At 33.7% G+C, this 25,446-nt stretch carries 22 protein-coding genes; 12 read left to right on the plus strand and 10 right to left on the minus strand.

Annotated elements, in window-relative coordinates; translation table 11 throughout:
• Window position 1: 1 nt before the first annotated feature.
• From BLV91_RS08060 to ruvC, 8 genes are all read right to left on the minus strand, one after another.
• A complete protein-coding gene (locus tag BLV91_RS08060; RefSeq protein ID WP_091431620.1) occupies window positions 2-2,299 on the minus strand; it encodes a PAS domain S-box protein in 2,298 nt (765 codons plus the stop codon).
• A 9-nt stretch (window positions 2,300-2,308) separates the two neighbouring features.
• Window positions 2,309-2,851: a heme NO-binding domain-containing protein gene (locus BLV91_RS08065; protein ID WP_091431622.1), complete on the minus strand. Its 543-nt coding sequence runs from the start codon at window positions 2,849-2,851 to the stop codon at window positions 2,309-2,311.
• A gap of 3 nt (window positions 2,852-2,854) precedes the next feature.
• A complete protein-coding gene (locus tag BLV91_RS08070; RefSeq protein WP_091431624.1) occupies window positions 2,855-3,268 on the minus strand; it encodes a response regulator in 414 nt (137 codons plus the stop codon).
• A 120-nt stretch (window positions 3,269-3,388) separates the two neighbouring features.
• Complete coding sequence (locus BLV91_RS08075) at window positions 3,389-3,754, minus strand: MmcQ/YjbR family DNA-binding protein (protein WP_091431625.1); 366 nt, start codon at window positions 3,752-3,754, stop codon at window positions 3,389-3,391.
• Between the two features lie 44 nt (window positions 3,755-3,798).
• A complete protein-coding gene (locus BLV91_RS08080; RefSeq protein WP_091431627.1) occupies window positions 3,799-4,563 on the minus strand; it encodes a cyclase family protein in 765 nt (254 codons plus the stop codon).
• A 56-nt stretch (window positions 4,564-4,619) separates the two neighbouring features.
• Window positions 4,620-4,997 (minus strand): GxxExxY protein, encoded by a 378-nt coding sequence (locus BLV91_RS08085; RefSeq protein WP_091431629.1) that lies wholly within the window; start codon window positions 4,995-4,997, stop codon window positions 4,620-4,622.
• 56 nt (window positions 4,998-5,053) lie between these two features.
• Window positions 5,054-6,217: a radical SAM family heme chaperone HemW gene (hemW, locus tag BLV91_RS08090; RefSeq protein WP_091431631.1), complete on the minus strand. Its 1,164-nt coding sequence runs from the start codon at window positions 6,215-6,217 to the stop codon at window positions 5,054-5,056.
• 64 nt (window positions 6,218-6,281) lie between these two features.
• Window positions 6,282-6,836: a crossover junction endodeoxyribonuclease RuvC gene (gene ruvC, locus BLV91_RS08095; protein ID WP_074724169.1), complete on the minus strand. Its 555-nt coding sequence runs from the start codon at window positions 6,834-6,836 to the stop codon at window positions 6,282-6,284.
• Window positions 6,837-7,108: 272 nt separating this feature from the next.
• On the opposite strand from ruvC, the gene BLV91_RS08100 reads away from it, so the two are divergent.
• Both BLV91_RS08100 and BLV91_RS08105 read left to right on the plus strand, forming a co-directional pair.
• Complete coding sequence (locus BLV91_RS08100) at window positions 7,109-8,074, plus strand: lysylphosphatidylglycerol synthase transmembrane domain-containing protein (protein WP_091431634.1); 966 nt, start codon at window positions 7,109-7,111, stop codon at window positions 8,072-8,074.
• 15 nt (window positions 8,075-8,089) lie between these two features.
• Window positions 8,090-9,193, plus strand: coding sequence for a glycosyltransferase family 2 protein (locus BLV91_RS08105; protein ID WP_175513974.1), 1,104 nt, complete (start codon window positions 8,090-8,092; stop codon window positions 9,191-9,193).
• Here the strand turns inward: BLV91_RS08105 and BLV91_RS08110 are convergent.
• Window positions 9,186-9,899, minus strand: coding sequence for a DUF4184 family protein (locus BLV91_RS08110; protein ID WP_091431638.1), 714 nt, complete (start codon window positions 9,897-9,899; stop codon window positions 9,186-9,188). The genes BLV91_RS08105 and BLV91_RS08110 overlap by 8 nt on opposite strands.
• A 3-nt stretch (window positions 9,900-9,902) precedes the next feature.
• Window positions 9,903-10,379: a hypothetical protein gene (locus tag BLV91_RS08115; RefSeq protein WP_091431640.1), complete on the minus strand. Its 477-nt coding sequence runs from the start codon at window positions 10,377-10,379 to the stop codon at window positions 9,903-9,905.
• A 172-nt stretch (window positions 10,380-10,551) separates the two neighbouring features.
• On the opposite strand from BLV91_RS08115, the gene BLV91_RS08120 reads away from it, so the two are divergent.
• From BLV91_RS08120 to BLV91_RS08165, 10 genes are all read left to right on the plus strand, one after another.
• Window positions 10,552-11,052 (plus strand): DUF456 domain-containing protein, encoded by a 501-nt coding sequence (locus BLV91_RS08120; protein WP_091431671.1) that lies wholly within the window; start codon window positions 10,552-10,554, stop codon window positions 11,050-11,052.
• Between the two features lie 165 nt (window positions 11,053-11,217).
• Window positions 11,218-11,796, plus strand: a complete 579-nt coding sequence (locus BLV91_RS08125) for an RNA polymerase sigma-70 factor (RefSeq protein WP_175513975.1) — start codon at window positions 11,218-11,220, stop codon at window positions 11,794-11,796.
• A 76-nt stretch (window positions 11,797-11,872) separates the two neighbouring features.
• A complete protein-coding gene (locus BLV91_RS08130) occupies window positions 11,873-12,847 on the plus strand; it encodes a FecR family protein (protein ID WP_091431644.1) in 975 nt (324 codons plus the stop codon).
• 96 nt (window positions 12,848-12,943) lie between these two features.
• Window positions 12,944-16,318, plus strand: a complete 3,375-nt coding sequence (locus BLV91_RS08135; RefSeq protein ID WP_217636961.1) for a TonB-dependent receptor — start codon at window positions 12,944-12,946, stop codon at window positions 16,316-16,318.
• A gap of 12 nt (window positions 16,319-16,330) precedes the next feature.
• Window positions 16,331-17,743, plus strand: coding sequence for a RagB/SusD family nutrient uptake outer membrane protein (locus BLV91_RS08140; RefSeq protein WP_091431646.1), 1,413 nt, complete (start codon window positions 16,331-16,333; stop codon window positions 17,741-17,743).
• On the plus strand, window positions 17,744-18,784 hold the full coding sequence (locus tag BLV91_RS08145; protein WP_091431648.1) for a dipeptide epimerase: 1,041 nt from the start codon (window positions 17,744-17,746) through the stop codon (window positions 18,782-18,784).
• Window positions 18,777-20,135 (plus strand): serine hydrolase domain-containing protein, encoded by a 1,359-nt coding sequence (locus BLV91_RS08150; protein ID WP_091431651.1) that lies wholly within the window; start codon window positions 18,777-18,779, stop codon window positions 20,133-20,135. The genes BLV91_RS08145 and BLV91_RS08150 overlap by 8 nt, the downstream gene beginning before the upstream one ends.
• A 215-nt stretch (window positions 20,136-20,350) precedes the next feature.
• The gene (locus tag BLV91_RS08155; RefSeq protein WP_091431653.1) at window positions 20,351-21,907 is read left to right on the plus strand and encodes an N-acyl-D-amino-acid deacylase family protein; all 1,557 of its coding nucleotides are present in this window, start codon (window positions 20,351-20,353) and stop codon (window positions 21,905-21,907) included.
• A 5-nt stretch (window positions 21,908-21,912) separates the two neighbouring features.
• Window positions 21,913-23,454: a glutamate racemase gene (locus tag BLV91_RS08160; RefSeq protein ID WP_091431655.1), complete on the plus strand. Its 1,542-nt coding sequence runs from the start codon at window positions 21,913-21,915 to the stop codon at window positions 23,452-23,454.
• 82 nt (window positions 23,455-23,536) lie between these two features.
• Window positions 23,537-24,796 (plus strand): DUF819 family protein, encoded by a 1,260-nt coding sequence (locus tag BLV91_RS08165; protein WP_175513976.1) that lies wholly within the window; start codon window positions 23,537-23,539, stop codon window positions 24,794-24,796.
• Window positions 24,797-25,446 lie beyond the last annotated feature (650 nt).

Here is a 25,446-nt window from a genome sequence, read left to right on the forward strand (position 1 = left end):
TTTATTTATTAAGTTTTATAAAAAAGGTAGTTCCCACTCCTTCTTCACTTTCAATCCATATTTTACCCTTATAGGTTTCAATAACTTTCTTAACTATTGATAAACCCAAACCTGTTGAATGCTCGCTTGTGGTATAGGATTGAAAAGTATTAAATATTTTCTCGTGGTTTTTCTCTGCAATTCCAACTCCATTATCTTTTACAGCAAAAACATAATAAGTATCAAACTCTTCTGAAGAAATTTCAACTAAACCAACTTCTCTTTCTATATAATTTACAGCATTCCCAATTATGTTTTGAAACAGCTGTTGAATTCTATAGCGATCTGCATTAATTATTGGCAACGTATTTTTTATAGTAACTGTAATGTGTTTTGGAATATGAATAATCTCAATTATACTCTGAATGATTAATTGAGTATTAACCTTTTCTACAGCTATATTCTCTTTGTCAATTTTAGAATACGTTAAGATCCCTTCTATTAAACGATCCATTTTCTCTACTTTATTTTCCATCATTGAAAAATATTTCAAAGTTTGATCACTAAAGGCTTTGTCATTATCCTCTTTAATCCAAGAAATTAAAGAATGTATACTACGTAAGGGTGATTTTAAATCATGAGAAACTATTTGCGCATAATCTTCGAGTTCTTTATTTGTTTTCGCTAAGCTCGCTACTAATTCTTCTCTTTGATTTTCTAATAATTTCTTGTTGGAAATATTTTCTTCAATAGCAAAATACCGAACTATTTCTCCTTTTTTATTATATAAAGCTTGCCCTTGAATTTTTACCCAATACTTATCCCCTGATTTGGAATAATTTACAATTTCACAAGCAAAAGGCTGACCTTTCCTAATTTGAGCACTTAAATATGCAACAGTTTCAGGATTTGTTTCTTGCCCTTGCAATAAATGCCCCGGTTTATTTCCGACCGATTCCATTATAGAATATCCAGACATTTTTTCAAAACTTGAATTTACCCATTCAATCTTTCCTTCAATATCTGAAATTATTACCGCATTTATATTCTTTTCAGCAATTAAGGATAGTAAGTATAAACTTTCTTCTTGAGCTTTCTGTTCTGTTATATCTAAATGAATACCTATAGAACCAGTCACTATACCATTTATATCATAATTTGGAGCGCCGCTAATTAACCAATGACGTAGTTCTCCTTTTTTATTCTTTACTTGGATTTCATACGAATCTGTAATTCCTTTAACTCTGAGTTCGTTTTTTTCTTTTATGATTGTCTTACTTTCTTCTGTGAGAAGTAAACTAGATGCATTTTTACCAATTAACTCCTCTAAGCTATATCCGCTAAAATTACAAAAACTATTATTTGCTAAAACAATCCTTTCGTCTTCATCAACTTCAATCAAACCAAGGTTCATATTGGCAATAATATTGCTATATTTTTCTTTCTCGATTCGTAGTATTTCCTCGTGCTTCTTATCTTCAGTTACATCTTCAATCATGGCAAAGTATTGTATGACCTTCCCATCTGAGTCTAAAATAGGCTGCCCTTTTGTTCTAACCCAAAAGTTTTTATTGTCTTTTCGACGATGAAGGTGCTCTACATTAAAAGGCTCTCCATTTAAAAACGGAACAGTCATTTTAAGTAATTCTTCCTCAGTTGTTTCGTCACATTTACCAAGTAGAATAGGAGTTTTACCTATTACCTCTTCTTTAGAATAACCAGTAAGTTGTAAATAGGCATCATTACACCAAAATATTTCACCGCTAGGTTTTGTAAAAACGACACCATTTTCATTAGCACTAGCCACAAGTGAAAGTCTATTCAATTCCTCTTGATCCCTGTCTAATGCTTTCTTTTGATTATTAATCTTAATTAATAATTCTTTTAATTCCTGAGTAGTGATTTCTTGTGTCTTTAACACATGGAGTAAATCTAATAAGGGGTCGTGGAAAGCAAAATCGTGTAGTGTTAATTTTTTTTCTCGCACTTGGTCCATTGAGACAAACCAGGGGGAACCAACAAATAAAATAGATCCATTATGTTCCTGAAATTGGCCTCTTAAATCAATATCTTCAGAGGCTGTTCCTATAAGAACCAATTGATTAAAAATAGAAATTATATTTTCAAAAGTGTCACTTTCAATATGGGGCCTTTTAACCCTAAAAGATGCCGCAAAATCATCATTGAGCTTAATTAGAGGTAAAGCCTTAGCTAAACTTTTACCAAACCCCTTTATTTTTAAATCATAATCTATTAAAATGTAAAAAGGGAAAAGCTTATTGAAGCTATCTTCATCAAAATTAAACTCTGAATTTTTCATCCTTATTATTTACCAGATTATATTAAAAATTTCATGTGAGCTACCTTCGTCTCGAGTTTGGATTAAATTAATAGTCACAGGGGTATTATACATTATTCCTAATCCTTGAATCAAACCTCTAACAAAATCCTGAAGTCCTTCCCTTTTTGACAAATAATGTAGATTGATACTATTTTCAGTGATATCACTCACTTTAAACTCAGGAGGAGTTAATTTAGGGTAAATTAGCATTACGCGATTATGAAAGAGTGGTAAGTTTATTAAAAATTCTCTCAAATCATTTCCGCCAGCTTCCATTAAACCACCATATTTTTCTTTAGTTGTTTTCAAGACCCACCATTCACCAAATGCTATCAATACGGCACTTAATGTCATTCCCATTTCTTCAGAAACAGCGATTGCCAACTTAAAAGTAATATCGTCATCATACGCTTCACTACTTATAAAAAAATCAATATCTATTCCGCTTCTAAGTCTAATAGCTTCCCATTTTTCCTCGCCAAAATTAGCCGTAACTAACTCTTCTATTGCTTTATTTACAATTCCGTACATTTATTATTGGGATATTAATTCGTTACAGCTCCAATATTCTATTAGTTTTTTTATACGATCTACATAATCATCGTACTTAAGTGGCTTTACCAAATACCCCGCAATACCTATTCTGTAGCATTCCATAACATCAACACGATTATTAGATGTTGTTAAAATTACTGATGGAATATATTTTAAATAATCATCTTCTTTTAATATCCCTAAAAACTCAATTCCATTGATTTTTGGCATATTTAAATCCAATATTATGATATCAGGTATGATTTCTTTAACTTTTAATATAGTTAACGCTTCTTCACCATTATTTGCTTCAATAATTTTGTGTTTTAACTCCATCGAGCTTAAAACCCTATTGAATTTCATAACTTCAATTGCATCATCTTCAATTAATAATATATTCAGTGATCTAGCCATTTGTTTTTATTTATAATTCGCGGACTACTAAAAGTACTATGATTACAACATCAAAAGATTAAATTTCGATAATATTGATATTGCTATCGTCGAATAGCGTAAAAGTGTCGACGAATGGTTTTATTTTTTTAAGATCTCTTCCTGTATTTTCTTAGTTAAACTTTTGTGAACCAACTCATAGGAATGGTCAATCAATTCTTTTACGAGAGAATCTGGAATATCTTTATTTATGGCAACTGTATTCCAATGGATTTTGCTCATATGCCAACCTGGTTTTATGTCATCATATTGCGAACGCAATTCCTGTGCGCGTTCTGGATCACATTTTAAATTAACTGCAGGCTCACCTTTTTCCCATTGACTTAAGGAAGATAAAGCAAACATTTTTCCGCCCACTTTAAATACCAAAGTATCTTCATCAAAAGGAAAATGCTCCGTCACTCCTTTTTTAGTCAAACAATATTCATAAAAGCTTTCTAAATTCATATTTTAAAATAATTATAAATTATAAATATTGAATTATAAATTAATTATTTAACCTCTAAAATAGAGTACAAAACTGGCTTACTTGGACTAGCATCATTCTCAAAAGAGACAATTTGTAAATTCAACAGATAACTTCCATCTTTTACTTCATCTGCAACAAAAATCATTTCAGTAATTGTACAATCTAATCTGGCATCTGCATTTAAATTTTTCACATCGGTCACATTCCAAAAGGCTTTGTGAGCCAAGAGTTTTCCTTCATCTTTTTCTTTATCAACACTTGGCAGGTCAATCAGCAAATGCTGTATTCCACTTTCGCGAAGAAATAACGCAGCCTCTTCCGCTAGGAAAGGTGGATCAGTGTGGGAATATTTCCTCGAAACTTTGTCGGCATCATTAGGCAATGTTCTAATTACAATTGCTTCAGGTTTTTTGCCATTTAAAGCATTCTCTATCGCGGCCTTTGTAATTACAAAGTCGCCTTCCTGATCGTCCAATTCCACCGAAACTAATTCGGCAACAAAGAAAAATTGTTTCAAGGCTTGGTTCACACTATAAAAATCATGGGTAATATGGCCCAAGCATTCTGTATGCGTCCCGTGACCGTGCGGGTTGAATTGAATATTATTGAAATTAGTAGAAGACATTCCTGACGAAACTTTCCCTATCCATTCATCAAACTTAACGGGCTCAATTACTGGTTTATCAATATACCAAGCTATTGGGTTTTCATTTGTATTAGATAATGGAATAGAAATGTCAATAGGTTTTGACAAATCGACTTGAAAATTATTTATTGTTGCTATCATAGTTTTATTTTACCGCAAAGAGCGCAAAGGCTTGCGCAAAGTTCGCTAGGGTTTAATTAAAGATTATTTGCAATTCGTTTCATGCCATCTTTTATCAAAACGACATTAAAATTAATCAACAAACCTAGTTTGCAATTAGTCAATTTGAGATACGTTAATAATTGAGCAAAATGAATATCATTTAAAGTATCTACCGATTTTATTTCCAAAATCAATTTTCCCTCAATAATAATATCAAGTCTATAACCAATATCTAATTGAACATCCTCGTAAACCAAAGGCAATGCTTTTTGTTTCACTACGTTTAAACCCGTTTTCTTGAGCTCATAGTATAAGCATTCTTCATAAGCACTTTCTAGTAACCCAGGGCCAAGTGCTTTATGAACCTTGAGAGCGCAGTCAAAAACAATTTTTGATAATTCATTTTCAGTCATAAAAAAAAACTTTGCGAACCTTGCGTAAACCTTTGCGAACCTTGCGGTTAATTCATTTACTCCAAATTTAAGTAAAATAAATCCGATGCAATTCCATCTGTCAAAAACTTTCCTTTTTTGGTAGGTTTTAAAATAGCATTTTCTATCGAAAGTAAATCGTCATTCAAGTATTTCTGAGCTTGTTTCATTAAATAATCCAAATAGGTTTTACCAAATTCTGATTCAATTCTATCTAAAGAAACTCCCCAAATAGTGCGCAATCCTGTCATAATATATTCATTATAACGATCCGATACCGAAAGGATTTCAATCTCATTTGGCAGTTTATCCGCATCTATAGATTTTATATATAACGGATTGTTAGCAATATTCCAAGAGCGAGAAACCCCGTCATAACTGTGTGCCGAAGGTCCAATTCCGATATATTTCTTTCCTAGCCAATAAGCCGAATTATTCTTGGAAAAATAGTTTTCCTTACCAAAATTAGACAGCTCGTAATGAATAAAACCATTCGCCTCAAGCATATCCACCAGAATCATAAAATGTTCTTGCGCTACTTCGTCATTTGGCTCTGCTATTTTTCCGGTATCAATTAATTTCTTCAAAGCTGTTTTAGGCTCTACCGTCAAAGCATAACTAGAAATATGCGGAATCCCGAAAGACAACGCTTTCTCGATATTCTGCTTCCATTTTTCGTTGCTCATTTGCTGCGCCTGTTCGCCATTCTGGCTCGAGTCAGGAACTCCATAAATCAAATCAATCGAAATATTATCAAAATAACGGGTCGCTTCTTGCAAACACTTCTGGGCTTCCTCTGAATTATGCGCGCGATTCATCATTCGTAAATCATCTTCAAAAAAAGACTGTATTCCGATGCTCAGTCTGTTGATTTTACTTTTCGACAATTCCAGAATTCTTTCACTCGATAAATCATCAGGATTGGCTTCGAGTGTAATTTCGGGATTTTCTGAAACGCTATAATTTTCATAAACTGCCGCAATCAAAAAATCTATTTCTTCAGAAGTCAATACGCTGGGCGTTCCTCCTCCAAAATAAATCGTTTCTACGATCTCATTTTCAGATTCACTTTTGCGCATTTTAATTTCTTTGACCAAAGCCAAAACCATCTCGTCTTTCTTTTTCATTGAAGTCGAAAAATGAAAATCGCAGTAATGGCAAGCTTGCTTGCAGAATGGTATGTGTATGTAGATTCCTGACATATTAAGTGGTCAGTGATCAGTGGTCAGTGGTCAGTTCTGAAAACTGAATACTGAATACTAGTCACTATTTTTTAACTCGTTCTTCATTTTGTTTTACAAAAGCATCCCAGCCAGTATAGCTTTTCGTTCCAACTACTTTTCCTGAATTGAAAAAGTGACAAACCGCAGCTGCAAGTCCATCGGTGCTATCCAGATTTTTAGGTAGTTCTTTTAGTCCCAATAATTGCTGTAGCATTTTAGCAACCTGTTCCTTGCTGGCATTTCCGTTTCCAGTAATAGCCATTTTTATTTTCTTAGGTTCATATTCGGTGATGGGAATATCTCTCGAAAGTCCTGCAGCCATCGCAACTCCTTGCGCACGACCCAACTTCAACATCGATTGTACGTTTTTCCCAAAGAAAGGCGCTTCAATCGCAATTTCATCCGGATGATGCGTATCTATCAATTCAATGGTACGTTCAAAAATTCGTTTTAGTTTCATATAATGGTCGTCCATTTTATTCAACTGCAACTCGTTCAACTGAATAAATTCCATTTTTTTATTGATAACACGTATCAAACCAAAACCCATTATGGTAGTTCCTGGGTCAATTCCTAATATGATGCGTTCGTTTGCCATTATTATTTTGATGCGATTTTTTTGTTACACAGAGTCCCGCAAAGAAAGCTCAGAGATACATAAAGAAATCTAAACCTTAGAGAAACTTTGAAGTCTCTTTGTGAATCTTTGCGAAATATACTTATCACACAAAGATACTATAAGGAAACACAGAGAAACACGAAAATCTATTTACCAATCGACCAAACAATAAACTTTGCGCTGCTTACTAATTTCTCTGTGAATCTTTGTGAAATAGCATTTTCACAATACTTTTCCCTTTCTTTGCACTCATGATTTCGATTCCTCACAAAACTAAACAATTCCTCGTACTTCTAATCAAAGTTTTGATTGTCGCTGGCGCATTTTATTTTATTTACAATCAGCTGGCAAATAATGACAAGCTAGATTGGGTTCAGTTTACGGCCAAATTTAAAAAAAACCAGTCGGTTTTAGGAATAAGTTTTATTTTACTGCTGAGTGTTTTGAATCGCTATTTTGAAATTTTAAAATGGCAGAATTTAGCTTCCTACATCAAACCTATTTCTGTATCTGAAGCCACAAAACAAGTTTTGGCCGCACTTACCGCAGGGATTTTTACTCCAAACGGTGTAGGCGAATATGCCGGAAAAGCATTGTATTATGAAAAGAACGAAACCAAACAGGTTGTTTTCCTAAACCTGATTTGCAACGGAATCCAAATGGTACTAACAGTAATCATTGGAATATTTGGCTTGCTGTATTTTAATGCTAAATACGATGTCATCACCACCAAAACGGTCGTTATCCTTTTTGGAGTACTAATCTTGACTTTCGTTATCTTGTTTTCGTTAAAGAAAATTGCAATCAAAGGATATTCAATCGAAAAATTGATTCACAAAATTAATGAAGTCCCTAAACGTATTCATCAAAAAAACATCCTTTTAGGAATTTGTCGTTATATCGTTTTTTCGCATCAATATTATTTTTTATTTCTCGCTTTTGATGTCGATTTGCCTTACTTAACACTGATGTCAGCCGTGACTAGTGTTTACTTTTTGGCATCATCATTGCCCACTTTTCAGTTTTTGGACTTTGCTGTAAAAGGTAGTGTCGCTATATTTTTCTTTGGCATTTTGGGCGTAAACGAATGGATTGTCATTTTTGTATCAACACTAATGTGGTTTTTAAATGTTGTGCTACCCGTAGTTATAGGAAGTTATTATGTGCTGATTTTTAAATCCTCTACCCAGCCCTCTCCAAAAGAGAGGGAGGCATAAACTAATAAAATAATTATGATTACAATTATTTTATTTTTAACTCTATTCATTTACGTCATAGCTATTGCAGGTTTAATCTATGGGTTTACAAAAATCACAACTTTTGACACAATCGATTTGGAACCTAAAACCAAATTTACAATTATCGTCCCTTTCAGAAACGAAGCCGAAAACCTAGCTGTTTTATTGGATAGTTTCTCGAAACTAAATTACCCTACAGACTTATTTGAAGTGATTCTGGTTGATGATGAATCCGAAACAAAATTTAAAGTTCAAAGTTTAAAGTTTAAAGTTTCGGTCCTAAATAATATTCGGGTTTCAAACTCACCAAAAAAAGATGCGATTGTATCCGCTATGAACGTTGTAAATACGGATTGGATTATCACCACAGACGCAGATTGCGTGGTCAATGCCAATTGGTTATTGACATTGGATAATTACATCCAGAGTCATGAAGTTACGATGATTGCTGGAGCGGTATCCTATGATTGCAGTAATTCGTTCCTACATCAATTCCAGCAACTGGACTTGGCGAGCCTGCAAGGGGCAACCATCGGTAGTTTTGGAATAGAAAAAGGATTTATATGCAATGGCGCCAACTTGGCCTATACCAAAACCATTTTTCAACAGCTGAACGGCTTTAACGGCAACGATAAAATTGCCAGCGGTGATGATGTCTTTTTATTGCAGAAAGCTATTGCAAAATTCCCTGAGCAAGTCCACTATTTAAAATCTAAAAACAACATCGTTACTACCAAACCACTGAATGACTGGAAATCATTGTTTTATCAAAGGGTGCGTTGGGCTTCCAAAACGACTTCTTATCAAAGTAGTTTTGGGAAATTTTTGGGCGTTGTTGTTTTAATGGGAAACTTATGCTGGATATTGGCTGTCGGGTTCTGGATATTTGGGCTGATACCAATTGAATTTGTAATCATTTTATCCCTGCTCAAATTTGCAGTCGATGCTGTTTTGATATTTAAAACCAATACTTTTCTTGGACAAAAAAGCCACCACCTCATTTTAGGAAGCCTACTCTATCCTTTTTTCAGCGTTTGCGTAGCTTTCTATTCTTTGTTTGGTAAATACGAATGGAAAGGACGGCAGTTTTCTAAATAGTTTTATTAGACCTAAAAAAGAACCCCACCAATGTCAAAGAGAAAATCATTGGCGAAATAACACTAACTATCGCGTTGCCTATCTTATTAAGTTCCGTTCCAAAATAGAACCGCAAAGCGATCGCAAAAACCGCAAAGAGAAAAGTCAAATACCAATAATTAAAATTAATTAATCTCAGCTCTTTACTGTCAGCATGAAGAGTATAGATATACCATGAAATGTATATTAATCCAACTATCGAACTTAAATGTTGTGCTATTTTATAAACTGGAATTGAAAGAAATTCGACATTAAAAAAGGAAATTCGCTGCACTAAATAGCCGTCCCAATGTGTCATGGAGTCCCATAAAATATGAGAAACAGCCCCTAAAAAAAAGGAAACTAAAACTAGGATCAAATTATTTTTGAAGTAATCAATCCAATTTGATTTTTTTAAAACCCACAATCTTTTTTGAAAAAAAAGTGGCGCATTTTCTATCAAAGGCTTTTTTATAATTTCATGAAAAGCGAACATCACTATAAAGCCTAATGGAAAATCAATTAGAAATATTCCCATAAAGGTATGGCTAATTTCACTCTGCATTCTCATTCGAAAAAAATACTCAAAGTCAGGAGACATCGAACCCACTATCAAAGCGGTAGCTGACAATTTCTTGTTTTTTAAAAATGGTAATAGAATCGCGGGATGTGAAAAAGTAAATGGCATTATTTACTCAACTTTAAGGATTACAGGAAGTATAAATTGTGTTTTTACCGGAATTCCTCTTTTAATTGCAGGATTCACCTTTGGAAAATTAACCAACCTTGCGGTCAAAATACTGTCAATTTTAATAGTATCATAAGCGACTGAATCCTTTGGAAATTGAGGTTCAAATTTCATCTTCGCATTTGGATAAACGGTAACTTTCACTTCGATAGTATCTAATTCGGGATAGAGTACCGAAAGTGTATCACTGCTCAATTTATCTTGTATTAGTTCAGTTAAATACTGAAAAAAGCAGTGCTGACGCGCTGTTTTGTCTTCCACTTTATCGCAATCCACAAAAGATGGGTATTCGTCAACTTCCTTCCAATTGATTGCTTTCAACTCCTTTTGTAACAATTCCTTTTGTGAAGGGACTTGCTTTTCGAAGTATTGGCAGGAATTAAAAAGTAAGAATACTAAAAAAAAGTAATATTGCTTCAATGTCTGTTTTTTGAATTGGACGTATAGTGTATAAAAATACAATTATTATTTTTGACATTCTTTCGAAAGTTCCTAATATTAGTAGCTTTCAAAAAAAAGCTGCCTTTTTTCACTATTCACCTTGATGAATAATGGTACTTTTATATTTTTCAAAATTACTGAAAATAAATTTATGGACGCATTACTTTTAATCATTGGTTTCATTTGTATGCTTATAGGTATTCTAGGCTGTTTTTTACCTGTTTTACCAGGCCTAGGAATAAGTTGGCTAGGAATAGTTTTGCTTTATTTTACAACAGCAGTTCCTGCAAATTATTGGATTTTAGGGATTACATTATTAATCACAGTTGTAATTTCTGTTCTTGATTATACAATACCTGCACGTGGAACAAAGCATTTTGGAGGAACTAAATACGGAATCTGGGGAACCAACATTGGTTTAATCATTGGTATTCTTTCCCCTATTCCTTTTGGCTTTTTAATAGGTCCTTTTCTAGGTGCTTTTTTAGGAGAACTCTTTTTTGGTTCTAAAAATCATGGTCGGGCATTAAAAGCAGCTTCCGGATCTTTTATAGGATTTTTAGCCTCTACGTTTATACAATTTTTAGTTTGCCTACTTTTTTTGGGATTATTTATTAGCCTAGTATGGCAATACAAGGAAGCTTTGTTTTAACTGAAGTACATTAGCTTTTACAATTATCGCCCTTTATTTTAATCAAATTTGGCCATCTTAACTATTTTAAAATCAAAATTTAAAATCGATAAAAAATTTTGGTCTTTAACTTTTTTTTGTGATATTCGCAAAGAATACCATTAAATCCTCATAAAAAATAGCTCGTTGAATAAAGACACTATAAATACCTCTTTTTTTATTCATCAATTGAAGGAAGGCGAAAACGCCGCCTTTGAAACGCTGTACCAATTGTATTTCCAAAAATTATTTCATTTTGCCAATAGTTATATTGAAGATGAAGAGGAGGCTAAAGAAATAGTTCAAAACATATATTTCAAACTTTGGAAGAAAAGAGCGAAACTAGAACTCGACTTAAACTTGCATTCCTATTTATTCAAAATGGTTAAAAATGCTTGTTTAGATTACTTCAAGCATCAAAAAGTTCGTGCTAATTACAAAGATTTTTGTGACTCTGAAAGAAAAAGCATCAATCACATCGCTTTATTAGATGAGGAAAGCACACTGTATATTGAAAATGAACTACTTGAAAAAATCAATAAATCAGTTGATAAGCTTCCAGAGGCTTGCAAACGAATCTTTATAAAAAGTAGATTTCAAGGATTAAAACACAAAGAGATTGCCGAAGAACTTAATATTTCAACCAAAACAGTTGAAAACCAACTTACAAAAGCCCTTAAATTCTTACGAATGGAACTTAAGGAATACACTGCACTTTTTCTATAAAAACTTTTTTTCAAAAAAAATTAAGATTGACGTAGGGGTATTTTATTATTAAATCGTTTTAATATAAAATGCCCACATGAAAGAATCTGATTTAATACAATTTATAACTAAAAAAGGGAATTCTGAATTTGACCAAGAAGTAATTTCTTGGATCAATGCTTCATCAGAAAACCAAGCTTTTTTTAGCAAAATAAAAGCGGAACACCTTCTCGCTACTATAGATGACAATCTTGAAAATATAAATCCAGAAAAACAATTTGATGCTTTTTTAAATAAAAAGTCAAAAAACAACCGTCGTTTATTCTTAAGAATAGCATCGGTAATTATGATTCCATTGTTACTAACTACTTATTTCTTTTACTCCGATAGTTTAGACAATTCAAACCCTACACAATTTACGTCCTATGCAGCTTCTGCAAAAGAACAAAAACAAATCACACTTGCTGACGGAACTATCGTTTGGCTTAACGCCGAAAGTAAAATCGTTGTCAGCGATAAATACAACAATACTGAAAGAAGAATTAGCCTTTATGGCGAAGCTTTTTTTGATGTTGTAAAAAACAAAAACAAACCTTTTATAGTAGAAACAGCTTCTGGAATTAAAGTAAAAGTGCTGGGAACAACCTTTAATGTCAAATCGTATTCTTCTGAAAAGAACGTAGAGACAACACTTGTTACTGGAAAAGTGGAGCTGTATGATCAAAAAGAGATTACTCCTCTATTGACATTAAGGCCAAAACAGAAAGCTACTTTTTCTAAAAAGGAGAAACAACTTTCAGTAGCTGAAGTTAGCACTGAAAACATCACATCATGGAAATCAGGTAAATTGATTTTTGACAAAACTCCTCTAGCTGAGTTTGCCTTGAATATCGAACGCTGGTATGGGGTGAAAGTAATTATTGCTTCAAATAGTTTTAAAGACTACGCTTTTTCAGGGGAAATTGACAGAAATAATACCATTGAGGACATTATAAAAATATTGAAAGTTTCATCAAATCTAAATTGCAGTTTCAATAATACCACCAATACGCTTTTGATTAATTCAAAATAAAAAAAAGAGAGTGCGTCAACACTCCCTTTATTTATAAAGGCTTTATAGCTGATTACCGTTTCTAAACAAGTACTAACAAAAAACCAAGTTAAAATTATGAAAAAAAACCGAATTAAAAAGAATTCTACAAGAAGAAGACCCTCTTCTATAGATAAATTTATTAGAATAATGAAAATATATTCGATACTACTTGCACTTACTATTGTCAAAATCTCCGCAAGTAGTTTGCCTACTTATGGCCAGAAAATAGCTATTGAATATAAAAAAGTGGCTCTAAAAGAAGTCATTTCTAAGATTGAAGATCAGTCCGAGTATACTTTTTTCTACAATAATAACTTAGTAGATGAAAATACGGTTATCAGTGTCAACGCATCATCTGATAAAATTAATCACATACTTGATAAGGCCTTAAAAGGTACAGGAATATCTTATGAGATTCTGAACAATAAAGTCATTCTTTATAAAGGTTCTACTTCACCATTACTAAAAACCGAAGTAAAAACTGAAGAAACATTCTCTGAAAACAATTCTTTTCAGCAAGAAAAAATTGAAATAAAAGGGACTGTTGTTGATGAAGCTGGTATTCCTCTTGTGGGTATCAATGTGAGCATCAAAAACACGACAGTAGGAACACTTACTGATCTTGATGGACATTTTACTTTGAAAGCTAACTATGATGATATCGTAGAAATTAGCTATATGGGTCTAAAAACAGAAACTAGAAAAGTAACTAAGCAAGCCACTAATTTTAAGGTAACTATGGTTCCTGATATTAGCGCATTAAATGAAGTAATCGTTGTCGCGTATGACAAGCAAAGCAAAAGTTCATTTACTGGAGCTGCCGTAAATGTTGATGTTTCTAAAGTGAAAGAAACTCCCGCTGCTTCTTTCCAAGAAAGCTTACAGGGAAATGTAGCTGGGGTACAAATGTCTTCTACTAGTGGTCAACCGGGTTATGCACAAAGTATTCGCATTAGAGGTGTGGGTTCTATAAATGCTAATTCTGATCCTTTGTATGTTGTTGATGGAATTCCTGTAGTTTCAGGAAACATATCTACTATTGCAACCAGCTCTAATACAATTGCCGGAATCAATCCAAAAGATATTGAAACAATTACTGTTTTAAAAGATGCTTCGGCAACTTCTATTTATGGTTCTAGAGGAGCAAATGGAGTCGTTCTTATTACTACCAAAAGAGGAAAATCCGGAAAAACTAAATTTGATTTTAGCAGTCAGTACGGAATCAGTGATATGATTATTCCAGATAGAAATAAATTATTAACTACTCCTGAGAGTTTAGAATTACTAATCGAAAGTCGCATAAACATTGGCGAAAGCCCAGAAGTTGCTCAAAAATACATTTATGACAACGTTGACGAAAATGTAAATACAGACTGGCAAGATGTAATAGGTAGAACTGGAGAATACAGACAATATGGTTTTAGCGCAAGCGGTGGTAGCGACAAAACTACTTTCTATTCTTCTCTAGGAATTTATGAACAACAAGCTGTAATTATAGGTGTTGACTACAAAAAATTTAATGCTAAGGTTAATGTAAACCATAAGGCAACTGATAAATTATCTATGAATTTTGGAGTTGCAGCAAGCAATCAAATTCTAAATACAATCGATGAAGCAGGTAATGCGAACAACCCTGTTAGAGCAATGGCTAGAGAGGTGCCTTGGCAACCTGTTTATAATGCTGACGGATCATACAACACTAGCATTCTCTTGACTTACAATCCAGTAGGAATCGTAGAGGAAAACATTAGAAAATCTAAATTATACGGAATCTTAGGGAATCTAGGATTGAACTATGACTTCAACAAGAATTTAACTTTTGAAACAAAAGGTAATGTTGATTTCAATTTAGCTGACGAATTTCAGTATGACAATCCTTATTTTGGAGAAGGTAGAAACGATGGTGGACGCGGTAGAGTTTCGGACAATATTGTACTAAACTGGAATGTAACCAACTTATTAAAATACAGCCTTGACTTGAATGATTCAAATAACCTTAAATTTTTATTTGGTCAAGAGGCGCAAAAAATCACTAGTAGTTCTGTTTTTGCTTATGCAAGTAATTATGGTGCGCCAGGATTAACTTCTCTTGATAATGCTTCGGTATATCGAGATGCATCAAGTTCTAAAACCTCTTCATCACTTGCTTCTTTATTTTTTAATGTAAACTATGCTTTAAATAATAAATATTTCTTGAATGTAACTGGAAGAAGAGACGGTTCTTCAAGATTTGGTTCTGATGTACGATATGCTAATTTTGGTTCTGTAGGAGCAGGTTGGAATATTGAGAAAGAATCATTTATGGAAAATGTAACTTTCGTAAATAAATTAAAACTAAGATCTAGTTACGGTATTAATGGTAACCAAGAAATTGGTGATTTTGCTTCAAGAGGATTGTATAGCACAGGAGATGACTACAATAGTAGCCCTGGATATTCTTATAGTCAACAATCAAATCCATCGTTAACATGGGAAAAAAACAAGCCTTTTAATATTGGTTTGGATTTTGGATTATTCAATAGATTATCTGGAACTTTTGAATATTATACTAGAACAACAACAGACTTATTATTCCAAGTACCAATTTCAGCTACCAACGGAATCACGAGTTATTTAGACAATGTAGGTGAAATGAAAAACAGCGGAATCGAATTTGCTTTATCTGCTGCTATATTTGATAATCCTGATGGTTTTTCATGGAAATCAGATTTCAATATTACCACAAACTCTAATGAAATAATAAAATTACAGAACGACGAACCTATTATTGAAGACAATTATATCAGAGAAGTAGGGAACGATTTCTATAGGTTTTACATGCCAGGATACGCAGGTGTTGATTCTCAAAACGGAAATGCACTTTGGTATACTGACGGAACAAAAACAGCAACGACTAGCGATTACAGTAAAGCAGACCCTTACAAACAAGGAAGTGCTTTGCCTAAATTCTATTCTGGTTTCACCAATACTTTCAGTTACAAAAATGTAAGTCTTTCGTTTATGCTTTTCATGAATGATGGAAATAAAGTATATGATACTTGGGGTAGATATGTAGCAAGTGATGGTAGTGCTAAATTAAATGATAGAGGAAACCTAACGCGTAAAATCTATGAAAACAGATGGCAACAACCAGGTGATATTACAAATGTTCCAAAAGTAGTTTGGGGTAATACACAATCAGGATTGGCTAATCAACACTCTACTCGTTTCTTATATGACGGAACTTATATTAGACTTAGAGACATCACTTTAGCATACCATTTGCCAAGTACTTTAACTGACAAGTTAAAAATTAGCAATGCAAGGTTTTATGTAAAAGGGACTAATGTATTGACTTGGGTAAAAGACAAAGGACTAGAAATGGATCCAGAAGTTGGAATCAACGGATCCGCTAACTTAAGAATCCCAATTTCGAAACAATTTTTAATGGGAGTTGATTTTTCATTCTAAAAACAAAAACAAATGATCTTAAAATATAAATATATAGCAATTCTAGCTGTCACGATGCTTACAGCCTCATGCAGCGAATCTTTTTTAGACATCAATCCAGAACAAAGTGTCGCTGCTGAAAGCGCCGTTGTGGATATTGTCACTTTACAAACTGCGCTAAATGGTGCGTATAGCAAATTACAAAGCAATGATTACTATGGTAGAACCATGTACATTATTCCTGAATTAATGGCTGATAATCTTTACCTAAGTTCAAGAAATACTGGTCGTTATTTAGAATATGAAACTTTCGTAGTTTCAGAAAGAAATGGTGAAGCTGAGGGTTTATGGGAAAAAGGATATCAGGTAATCGTTAATGCAACTCGTGCTATTGAAGGCGGAAAAACATTGCAAGGTACAACCGCTGCGCAACAAAATTCTATCAATCAATTAATTGGAGAAGCATATACGCTTAGAGCATTGGCACATTTTGATCTTGTTAGAATGTTTGCACAACCTTATAATTTCACTGCAGATGCAAGCCATATAGGTGTACCCGTAATCACAGAAGTTAATATTGTACAAACTTCACCAAAAAGAAATACGGTAAAAGAAGTGTATACTCAAATTACCAATGATCTAACGACTGCTTTAGGCTTAATGCAAACTCAAAAAGGAAAAGGGAGCTTTTCTATTGGAGCGGCAAAAGGTTTATTGGCAAGAGTGGCATTGTACCAAGATGATAAAATCAATGCTATTAAATACAGCTCTGAAGTTATTGCAACAGGAGGTTATAGTTTAATTGCTAATAAAGATTATGCTACGCTATGGAGTACAGAACTAAATAACGAAACCTTATTTGAAGTTGTAAATACAATTGCAGATAATGAAGGAAGTAATAGTTTAGGTCACTTCTTTAATGTTACAGGATACGCAGATGCTTTAGTACCTACTGAGCTTTATGGTCTTTATGATGCTCAAGATGCAAGAAGAACAGCTATCACAACTGGAGCAAAACCTAGTGCAGAGAAAGTGGCACTTTTTGTAAATAAATTTCCAAAAGGAACATTGAGCGATGACAATATTAAAATCTTACGTTTAGCGGAGCAGTATTTAATTAGAGCTGAAGCTTACGCCAAAGAAGGTGAAAACACATTGGCACAAAATGATTTAAATGTCATTTTAAAAAGAGCAAACCCTGCTGCTGCTAATGCAACTGAAACAGGAGCTGCTTTATTAAACCGAATTCTTGAGGAAAGAAGAAAGGAACTTGCTTTTGAAGGACATCGTTTATTTGATTTAAACAGAAATAAAAAAGATGTGAAAATTATTCAATCAGAAAAAAGCATCACGGTAAGCTATCCTAGTGATAAATTTATCTTACCGATACCTTTGAAGGAATTAAATTCAAATCCGAATATCAAACCTCAAAACACAGGATACTAAATGATTTCTATAGAAATTAAACCGTATTTATTGAATAAAAAACATGTATTTAGAATTGCTGGTGGAGCACGTACTAACACTCCTGTTCTTCTAGTAAAGCTAAAATACGAAAGTTTTGTAGGATATGGGGAGGCTTCAATGCCTCCCTTATACGGAGAAACAGTTGAAACGGCTCAAGCTTTTATAAAATCGTTTGACTTTACTAAATTCACATCGCCTTTAGAATTTGCAACAATAATAAAGCACTTAGACAAGCATGCTCCAGGAAACACTGCTGCAAAAGCTGCAATTGATATTGCGCTACATGATCTTTTAGGAAAAATGATGAAGGTGCCGTTGTATCAGTATTTCAATTTAGAAAAAAAAGAACTCAAAACCAGTAAAACTATTGGTATAGACAGTGCTGAAATTATCGAAAAAAGAGTTGAAGAGGCTGCTAATTTTCATTATCTAAAAATTAAACTTGGTGGCGATAACGATGCTGAAATCATAAAAGCAGTTCGAAATGTCTCTGACAAACCCTTATTTATAGATGCCAATCAAGGTTGGACAAACAAAGAAGAAGCACTTGATAAAATTGCTTGGTTAAAGGAGGAAAATGTTGTTTTTATCGAACAGCCAATGCCTAAAAAAGCCTTTGCCGACATGGAATGGCTCGTATCTCGAAGTACTTTGCCTTTGATAGGTGATGAAGGAATACAACGTTTAGAGGATGTGAAAATGGCCAGTAATTTTTACCACGGAATCAACATCAAATTAATGAAGTCCACTGGATTGCATGAAGCTTTTGCTATGGCTAATTTAGCCCAATCATTGAATCTAAAAATAATGCTGGGTTGTATGTCTGAAACTTCTTGTGCTATTGCTGCCGCTGCGCATTTAGGAGCGATGGCAGATTGGATTGACTTGGATGGAAATTTGGGTGTTACCAATGATCCTTATCAAGGGCACGAATTAATAAATGGTTGCATTCACCTAAATGATAATCACGGAATTGGATTAATTAATCCCAACTGGGACAATATAGAAACGTATGTATAAAAAATATCAATCGGTACTCATTTTATTTTTATCCTTTTCTCTTAGCAATTGTACGGCACAAAAAAAGACGAGCGTAAAAACGGCAACTGAAGTACAAAATGATACTTTGGATAGCTATTTCTCTAACTTATATGAGGCAAAAATGTTCAACGGAGCAGTCGCTGTAAAACGAAAAGGCAAATTAATCTTTAAAAAAGCATACGGAATTGCGAATCTAGAAAAACAAACTCCTTTTTTAACCACAACCTCACAAGAGATTGCTTCGGTTTCAAAACAGTTTACCGCTGCAGCGATACTTTTGCTACAGCAGGAAAACAAGCTAAAAGTGACCGATCTTGCGACCACTTATTTGGGTGATGATTTTCCCTATAAAGACATAACTATTTCGCAATTGCTATCACATACTGCTGGACTACCAGATTATGAGCCGTATTTTAGAAAAAACTGGGATCCTACTATAATTGCCTATAATAAAGATATTCTACAGTATTTCAAGACTCAAAAACCCGCAATTTTAACTGTTGCAGGCGAGAAATACAATTATTCAAATACGGGATACATCCTCTTAGCCGAAATTGTAAATGCTGCTAGCGGAACTACTTTAGAACACTATTTATCCAAAAAAGTTTTTAAACCGATGCAAATGAACAGTAGCTTCTTCCTTGGAAGAGACAGCATTTGGGAGAAAAAGAATTATGCTCCTGGTTATATGTTCAGCTTAACAGAATGCAAAAATGTAATTCCAGAAACCTTAGCTAACAATGCCTATTACCGTTTCTTAAGCGGTCGTCTTGGCTCAGGACGTCTTTCATCGAATATTGATGATTTGATTAAATGGGATGAATTCCTTCATGACGATTCTATTTTCAATAAAGCTTTAAAGGAGCTGGCTTTTACTGTACATCCACCCACAAAAGATTCTTCTGACTATGGTTATGGATGGCATATTATCAACGATAGTGTAAAAGGAAAAACGGTATATCATACCGGAAGTTGGGCTGGAAACCTGACTTATATTCGTCGCTCATTAGTAACAAAAGATCTGGTTATTATTTTGAACAACACCCACAATTCAGCTTATTTAAAAGAAATTAGAAAGGCTGTCAATGGTTATTTAAATGGAGAATCATTAGTGTTCCCAAAAGTAAAAGCAAGCGAGTTGTTCAAAAATTCTGCTTGTGAATTAACTTTAAAAATGATTCCGCAGTGGTACCAAGACAATAAGAACATCGATTGGGATGTAACCGACTTGAAAGCACTTCAAAAAGACTATGAGAAGATTGGAGCATCAGATAAAACTGAAATGCTCAACTTGCTTATTTCAATCATTCAAACCGCTAATAAATCCTAATTTATCTTTTAAAAAAGAAGCTAACTCTTCAAGAATAGAACGGTCTTTTTCTTACCAAAATTTTATCGGTTATAATATCCAACATAAAGGAATGGCACACTATTCAATTGCCATCAATTTCTTGTTGATCAGGATTACTATGCTTAAATCTAAAATATAGAAATCGTTACAAATTGTTTTTAAAAAAGCTGTAGCACAACTAAAAACCGAATTCCATGAAAAAAATAAATCTGATATTTATAGTTTCGACCTTAATTTTTCTTGGTTGCAAACCGCTTAAAAGTGAAATGAATGTAGATATTCTTATTCAAAACGGAACTGTCTATAACGGAATTGACACTGTAGCTAGTCAAGTATCCATTGCGATAAAAGGAGATCAAATTGTTTTTGTAGGTGATGAAAAAAAAATCGCTATTACTGCTTCCAAAATTATTGATGCACGAGGATTAATCGTTTCACCCGGTTTTATAGATCCGCATACACATGCCGATAGAGATTTAAATGATCTCGAAACGTCCCAAAATAAACCTTTTTTACTTCAAGGAGTTACCACTGTGGTTGTAGGTAATGACGGTTCTAGTTTTTATCCTGTTTCCAAATACAACAAATTATATGAGCAAAATGGCATTGGTACTAATGCTGTTCTATTAGTGGGGCATGGTACGATTCGCGACCAAGTTATTGGCAATAGCGATAGAGAGGCGAGTTCTGAAGAAATTATAAAAATGCAAGCACTTGTTCAACAGGAAATGAACTCAGGTGCATTTGGTTTATCTACTGGACTTTTTTATTCCCCTGGAAGTTACGCAACCACATCTGAAGTTATTTCTCTAGCAAAAACTGCTGCTGCAAATAATGGAATTTATGACACTCATTTAAGAGATGAAAGTTCCTATTCAATTGGATTAATTCCATCTATTGAAGAAGCTATTGAAGTGGGCCGACAGGCAAAATTACCTATTCACATATCACATATTAAATGCCTCGGACTTGATGCCTGGTATCAAAGCGATTCTATTGTCAATATCATTAATGCTGCTCGAAAGCAGGGCATTGACGTTACAGCAAATCAATATCCTTATGACGCATCAGCAACTAGTTTGAAAGCGGCAACAGTACCAAGATGGGTAGAAAGCGGCGGTATAGACTCTGTGTTTATTCGTTATGCTAACCCATTATTAAAACAACGTATTCTAGACGAAACAAAAACGAATATTAGCCGTAGAGGTGGACCAGATAAATTATTAATTGTCGCTTCTTCAGACACTACAATTGTTGGAAAAAATCTATTAGAAATTTCTAAAATTTTTGCTGTCTCTCCAGAAGAAGCCGTTTATGAAATACTCAGAAAATCTTCTCCAAAAGTAGCGTCATTTAATATGAATTCTAAAGACATCGCGACTTTTATGAAGCAAGACTGGGTGGTTACTGGGTCAGATGGAGGATCTGGACACCCAAGAAAATATGGAACATTTCCTAAAAAATACAATACATACATAAAAGATCAAAAGGTAATTGGAATAGCTCAATTTATAAATGGAAGCACTTCCAAAACAGCTGATATTCTAAAAATCCCAAATAGAGGTGCCTTAAAAGAAGGCTATTTCGCCGATGTTATTATTTTTAATCCAGAAACATTTAAAGATAGAGCTGATTATTCAGATGCTTTTCAATTAGCAGAAGGTTTAGAATACAGTATCATAAATGGAAAAATAGCAGTCGAAAAAGGAAAAGCAACAAAACTTTTAAACGGAAAAGTTTTAAAAAAATAAAAACTATGAAAAAACCAAAGCTAATTCTTTCCTTCCTTGCACTTTCCATAGTTGCAAGCTGTGGACATAATTCAACATTACAAGGAACATCTAAAAATGTACCGGTTAAAGGGGATATTGTTAACACTATTCTTAATGACAAAGAGAGTTTTTATCATATTGACTTCCCTACCTATCCTTCTAATGACACAAGTCTTCCCATAGGAGTTTTTGACTCTGGGATTGGCGGTTTAACTGTTTTAAAAGCGATTGTAGATTATGATCAAAATCAAAACAGCTCTCACCAATCAGGTAGCGATGGCATATTGGATTTTAATACAGAAAATTTTATTTATTTAGCAGATCAGGCTAATATGCCTTATGGAAATTACGCTGCAGTAAATAAAGAAGATTTACTAAAAGAACACATTATCAAAGATGCTCAGTTTTTAATGAGTAATAAATATTATTCTGATTATAATGATAGTTCTGTAAATACCGATAAAAAACCAGTAAAAGTCATCGTGATTGCTTGTAATACAGCAACGGCCTATGGAAAAGAGCATATTGAAGAATTCATTAAAAAGACAAATTCAGACATAAAAGTCATCGGTGTTATTGATGCTGGTGTACGTGGCGTACTTGAAACGATCACTAAGGAGGAAAATGGTATTATAGGTGTTTTAGCTACTGCTGGTACGGTATCTTCAAAGGGATATCAAAACACTATTTTACAATTCAAAGACCAATTAGGGTATACTGGAAACATTGAAGTGTTTTCACAAGGAGGTGTTGGTATTGCTGAAGCTGTTGATGAGGATGCAAACTATTTTAATAAAAACCTTAAAAAGCCAAGGCATGATTATAAAGGCCCCAGCTTAGATGGTGATCTAAAAATCGACAAAACCTTATTTGACATTTACAATTTCGATTTTGATAATAGCAAAATGCTTTGTGATACTAAAAATGCCAACGACTGTTCCATTTTACAAATTAATGATTCTGAAAACTATGTTCGCTTCCATGTGGTAACACTTTTAGAAAACATTAGAAAATCAAAAACCACGAATCAATTAAAATCAATCATTCTAGGATGTACACATTACCCTTATTTAACCAATGAAATAAATGCGGTATTGAATGAACTGTACGATTATAAAGGCAAAGACGGTGAATATTTGTATCGAAAATATATGGTTGAAAACATTCAACTTGTTGACCCTGCAGTTAACACGGCCAAAGAATTGTATGACTACTTAAATCAGAAATCACTTTTCAATCCAAATGGAAATATAAAGCAAACGGAGTTTTACATCAGTGTAGCCAATAAAGAAAATACCAATACTAAAATTGATAACGAAGGACGATTCCCGTACGACTATAAATACGGAAGAAATGCCGGAGAAATTCAAGAATATGTAAAAATGGTTCCCTTTAGTAGAGCAAATATTTCTGATGATATACTGACCCGTTTTCACACTCAAATTCCCACTGTATATGAGTTAATGCAAATTTTTAATGAAACTAATGACAAAGCGAACCTCTTAGAAAAGAAAGACAAAATATGATACTTAAATAATATTCTTTAATACCCTTGATAATTATAACTACTTTTTTATCTTTCCATTAATTTTAAATTTTAAACCAACTATGATAGAACAACCAACCCCCTTAATAACTAACGATGCCGTTGTATTAGGAATACTAATTACAATACTAGGTTTGATATTCATCACTTCATCAAGTGAAAAAGCTTTCTTTAAAAAATTCTACAGTATCGTTCCTTCGGTTTTATTATGTTATTTTATCCCAGCACTTTTAAACACCTTTAATATTATTTCTGGCGAAACTTCAAGTCTATATACCATTGCCTCTCGTTATTTATTACCTGCAAGTTTAGTGCTACTTACATTGAGTATTAATTTTGTAGCCCTAAAAAGATTAGGTAGTAAAGCGGTAATTATGTTTTTAGCAGGAACATTCGGAATTATAATTGGTGGTCCTTTAGCGCTTTATATCGTAGGTAGTTTTTTTCCTGAGGTAGCATTATCTAATGGAGAAGAAGTTTGGAAAGGTTTATCAACAATCGCTGGAAGTTGGATTGGCGGAGGCGCAAATCAAACGGCAATGCTGGAAGTCTTTGGCGCCAGTAAAACTATGTTTGCACAAATGATTGCTGTAGATGTCCTCGTGGCCAATTTATGGATGGGGTTCCTACTTTACGGAGCGCAAAAGAAAGTCAAAATCGACAAATGGTTAAAGGCTGATAATAGCCAAATTATAGCATTAGAGAATCAATTAGAAGAAGAACAAGCTGGAAAAAGACAACCACTTACCACTAACAATCTTATGGTTGTATTAATGGTTGCATTTGGAATTACTGGTCTAGGGCATTTTTTAGCTGACATTCTTGCGCCCTTTTTCAAAAATAATTATCCTGAATTAGAAAAATACTCTTTCACTAATGAGTTCTTCTGGTTGGTAATCATAACTACAACAGTAGGTGTCGCTTTATCATTTACTAAAGCAAGAAAAATCGAAAGCTACGGTGCTTCAAAAGTAGGAACGGTATTTTTATACATATTAGTAGCAACAATAGGAACACATATGAATCTAGGAGCCATATTTGACAATCCTTTACTATTCTTGGTTGGTATCATTTGGATTACCACACATATCATTGTGATGATCATTGTAGCCAAAATCATTAAAGCACCGTTCTTCTATGTCGCAGTAGGTAGCCAAGCGAATATAGGAGGCGCCGCTTCAGCACCAATTGTTGCAGCAGCATTCAGTCCGTTTTTAGCACCCGTGGGAGTTCTTTTGGCTGTTTTGGGATATGCAGTTGGAACGTATGGCGCTTATATATGCGGATTGCTATTACACCAAATATTTACCATAATAACTTAGTTAATTACTGACTTAACACAAGCCCATTAAAGCCGATTTGAGCGTCTAATCCTAGCAATTCCAATATTCCCATCAATCTTTCAAAATAAGCTTTATTATTTGGGCGTATCCCTACGGGTCGGGCTATCCGTTATATCTTATGTGCTGTCCCCGATCCCGATGCTTCGCGCTAGGACAGCACAAAAGGATACCACTACTATCCCTTACGCAAAACGCCTATTCAAATTACGAATAGGCGTTTTTGCATTTATTATTCAACGTAAATTTAATCCCAAACTATAGATCATTAAAACAGGACCTTCATGAAGGCTCAGCCATCCTATAATAAAAGCTTTCTGAACAGCCTATAAAGTTTCTAGAAACACTCCCTTTTCCTTTCAGTTCACCTAATGCCAATCCCAAAATTTATTACAAAACAGTCTTTGCCATTCAATCGACGGATAGAGAATATTTCTTTTTAGACTAACTAATATTTACCCTTAGGTTTTGTTCCTCTATACAGCCACTATCACATCAAATTTCACTGATGCTAATTCGGATCAGGAACAAAACCTGGGGAGGATTTAATAAAAATATAGATATTTGCAGAGCAAAACAATAATAAATGGATTCATTCGAGCTTTTAAAATTTGTGCTTCCTGATTTTCTAA

This window comes from Flavobacterium degerlachei (assembly GCF_900106645.1).
Classification (GTDB): Bacteria; Bacteroidota; Bacteroidia; order Flavobacteriales; family Flavobacteriaceae; genus Flavobacterium; species Flavobacterium degerlachei.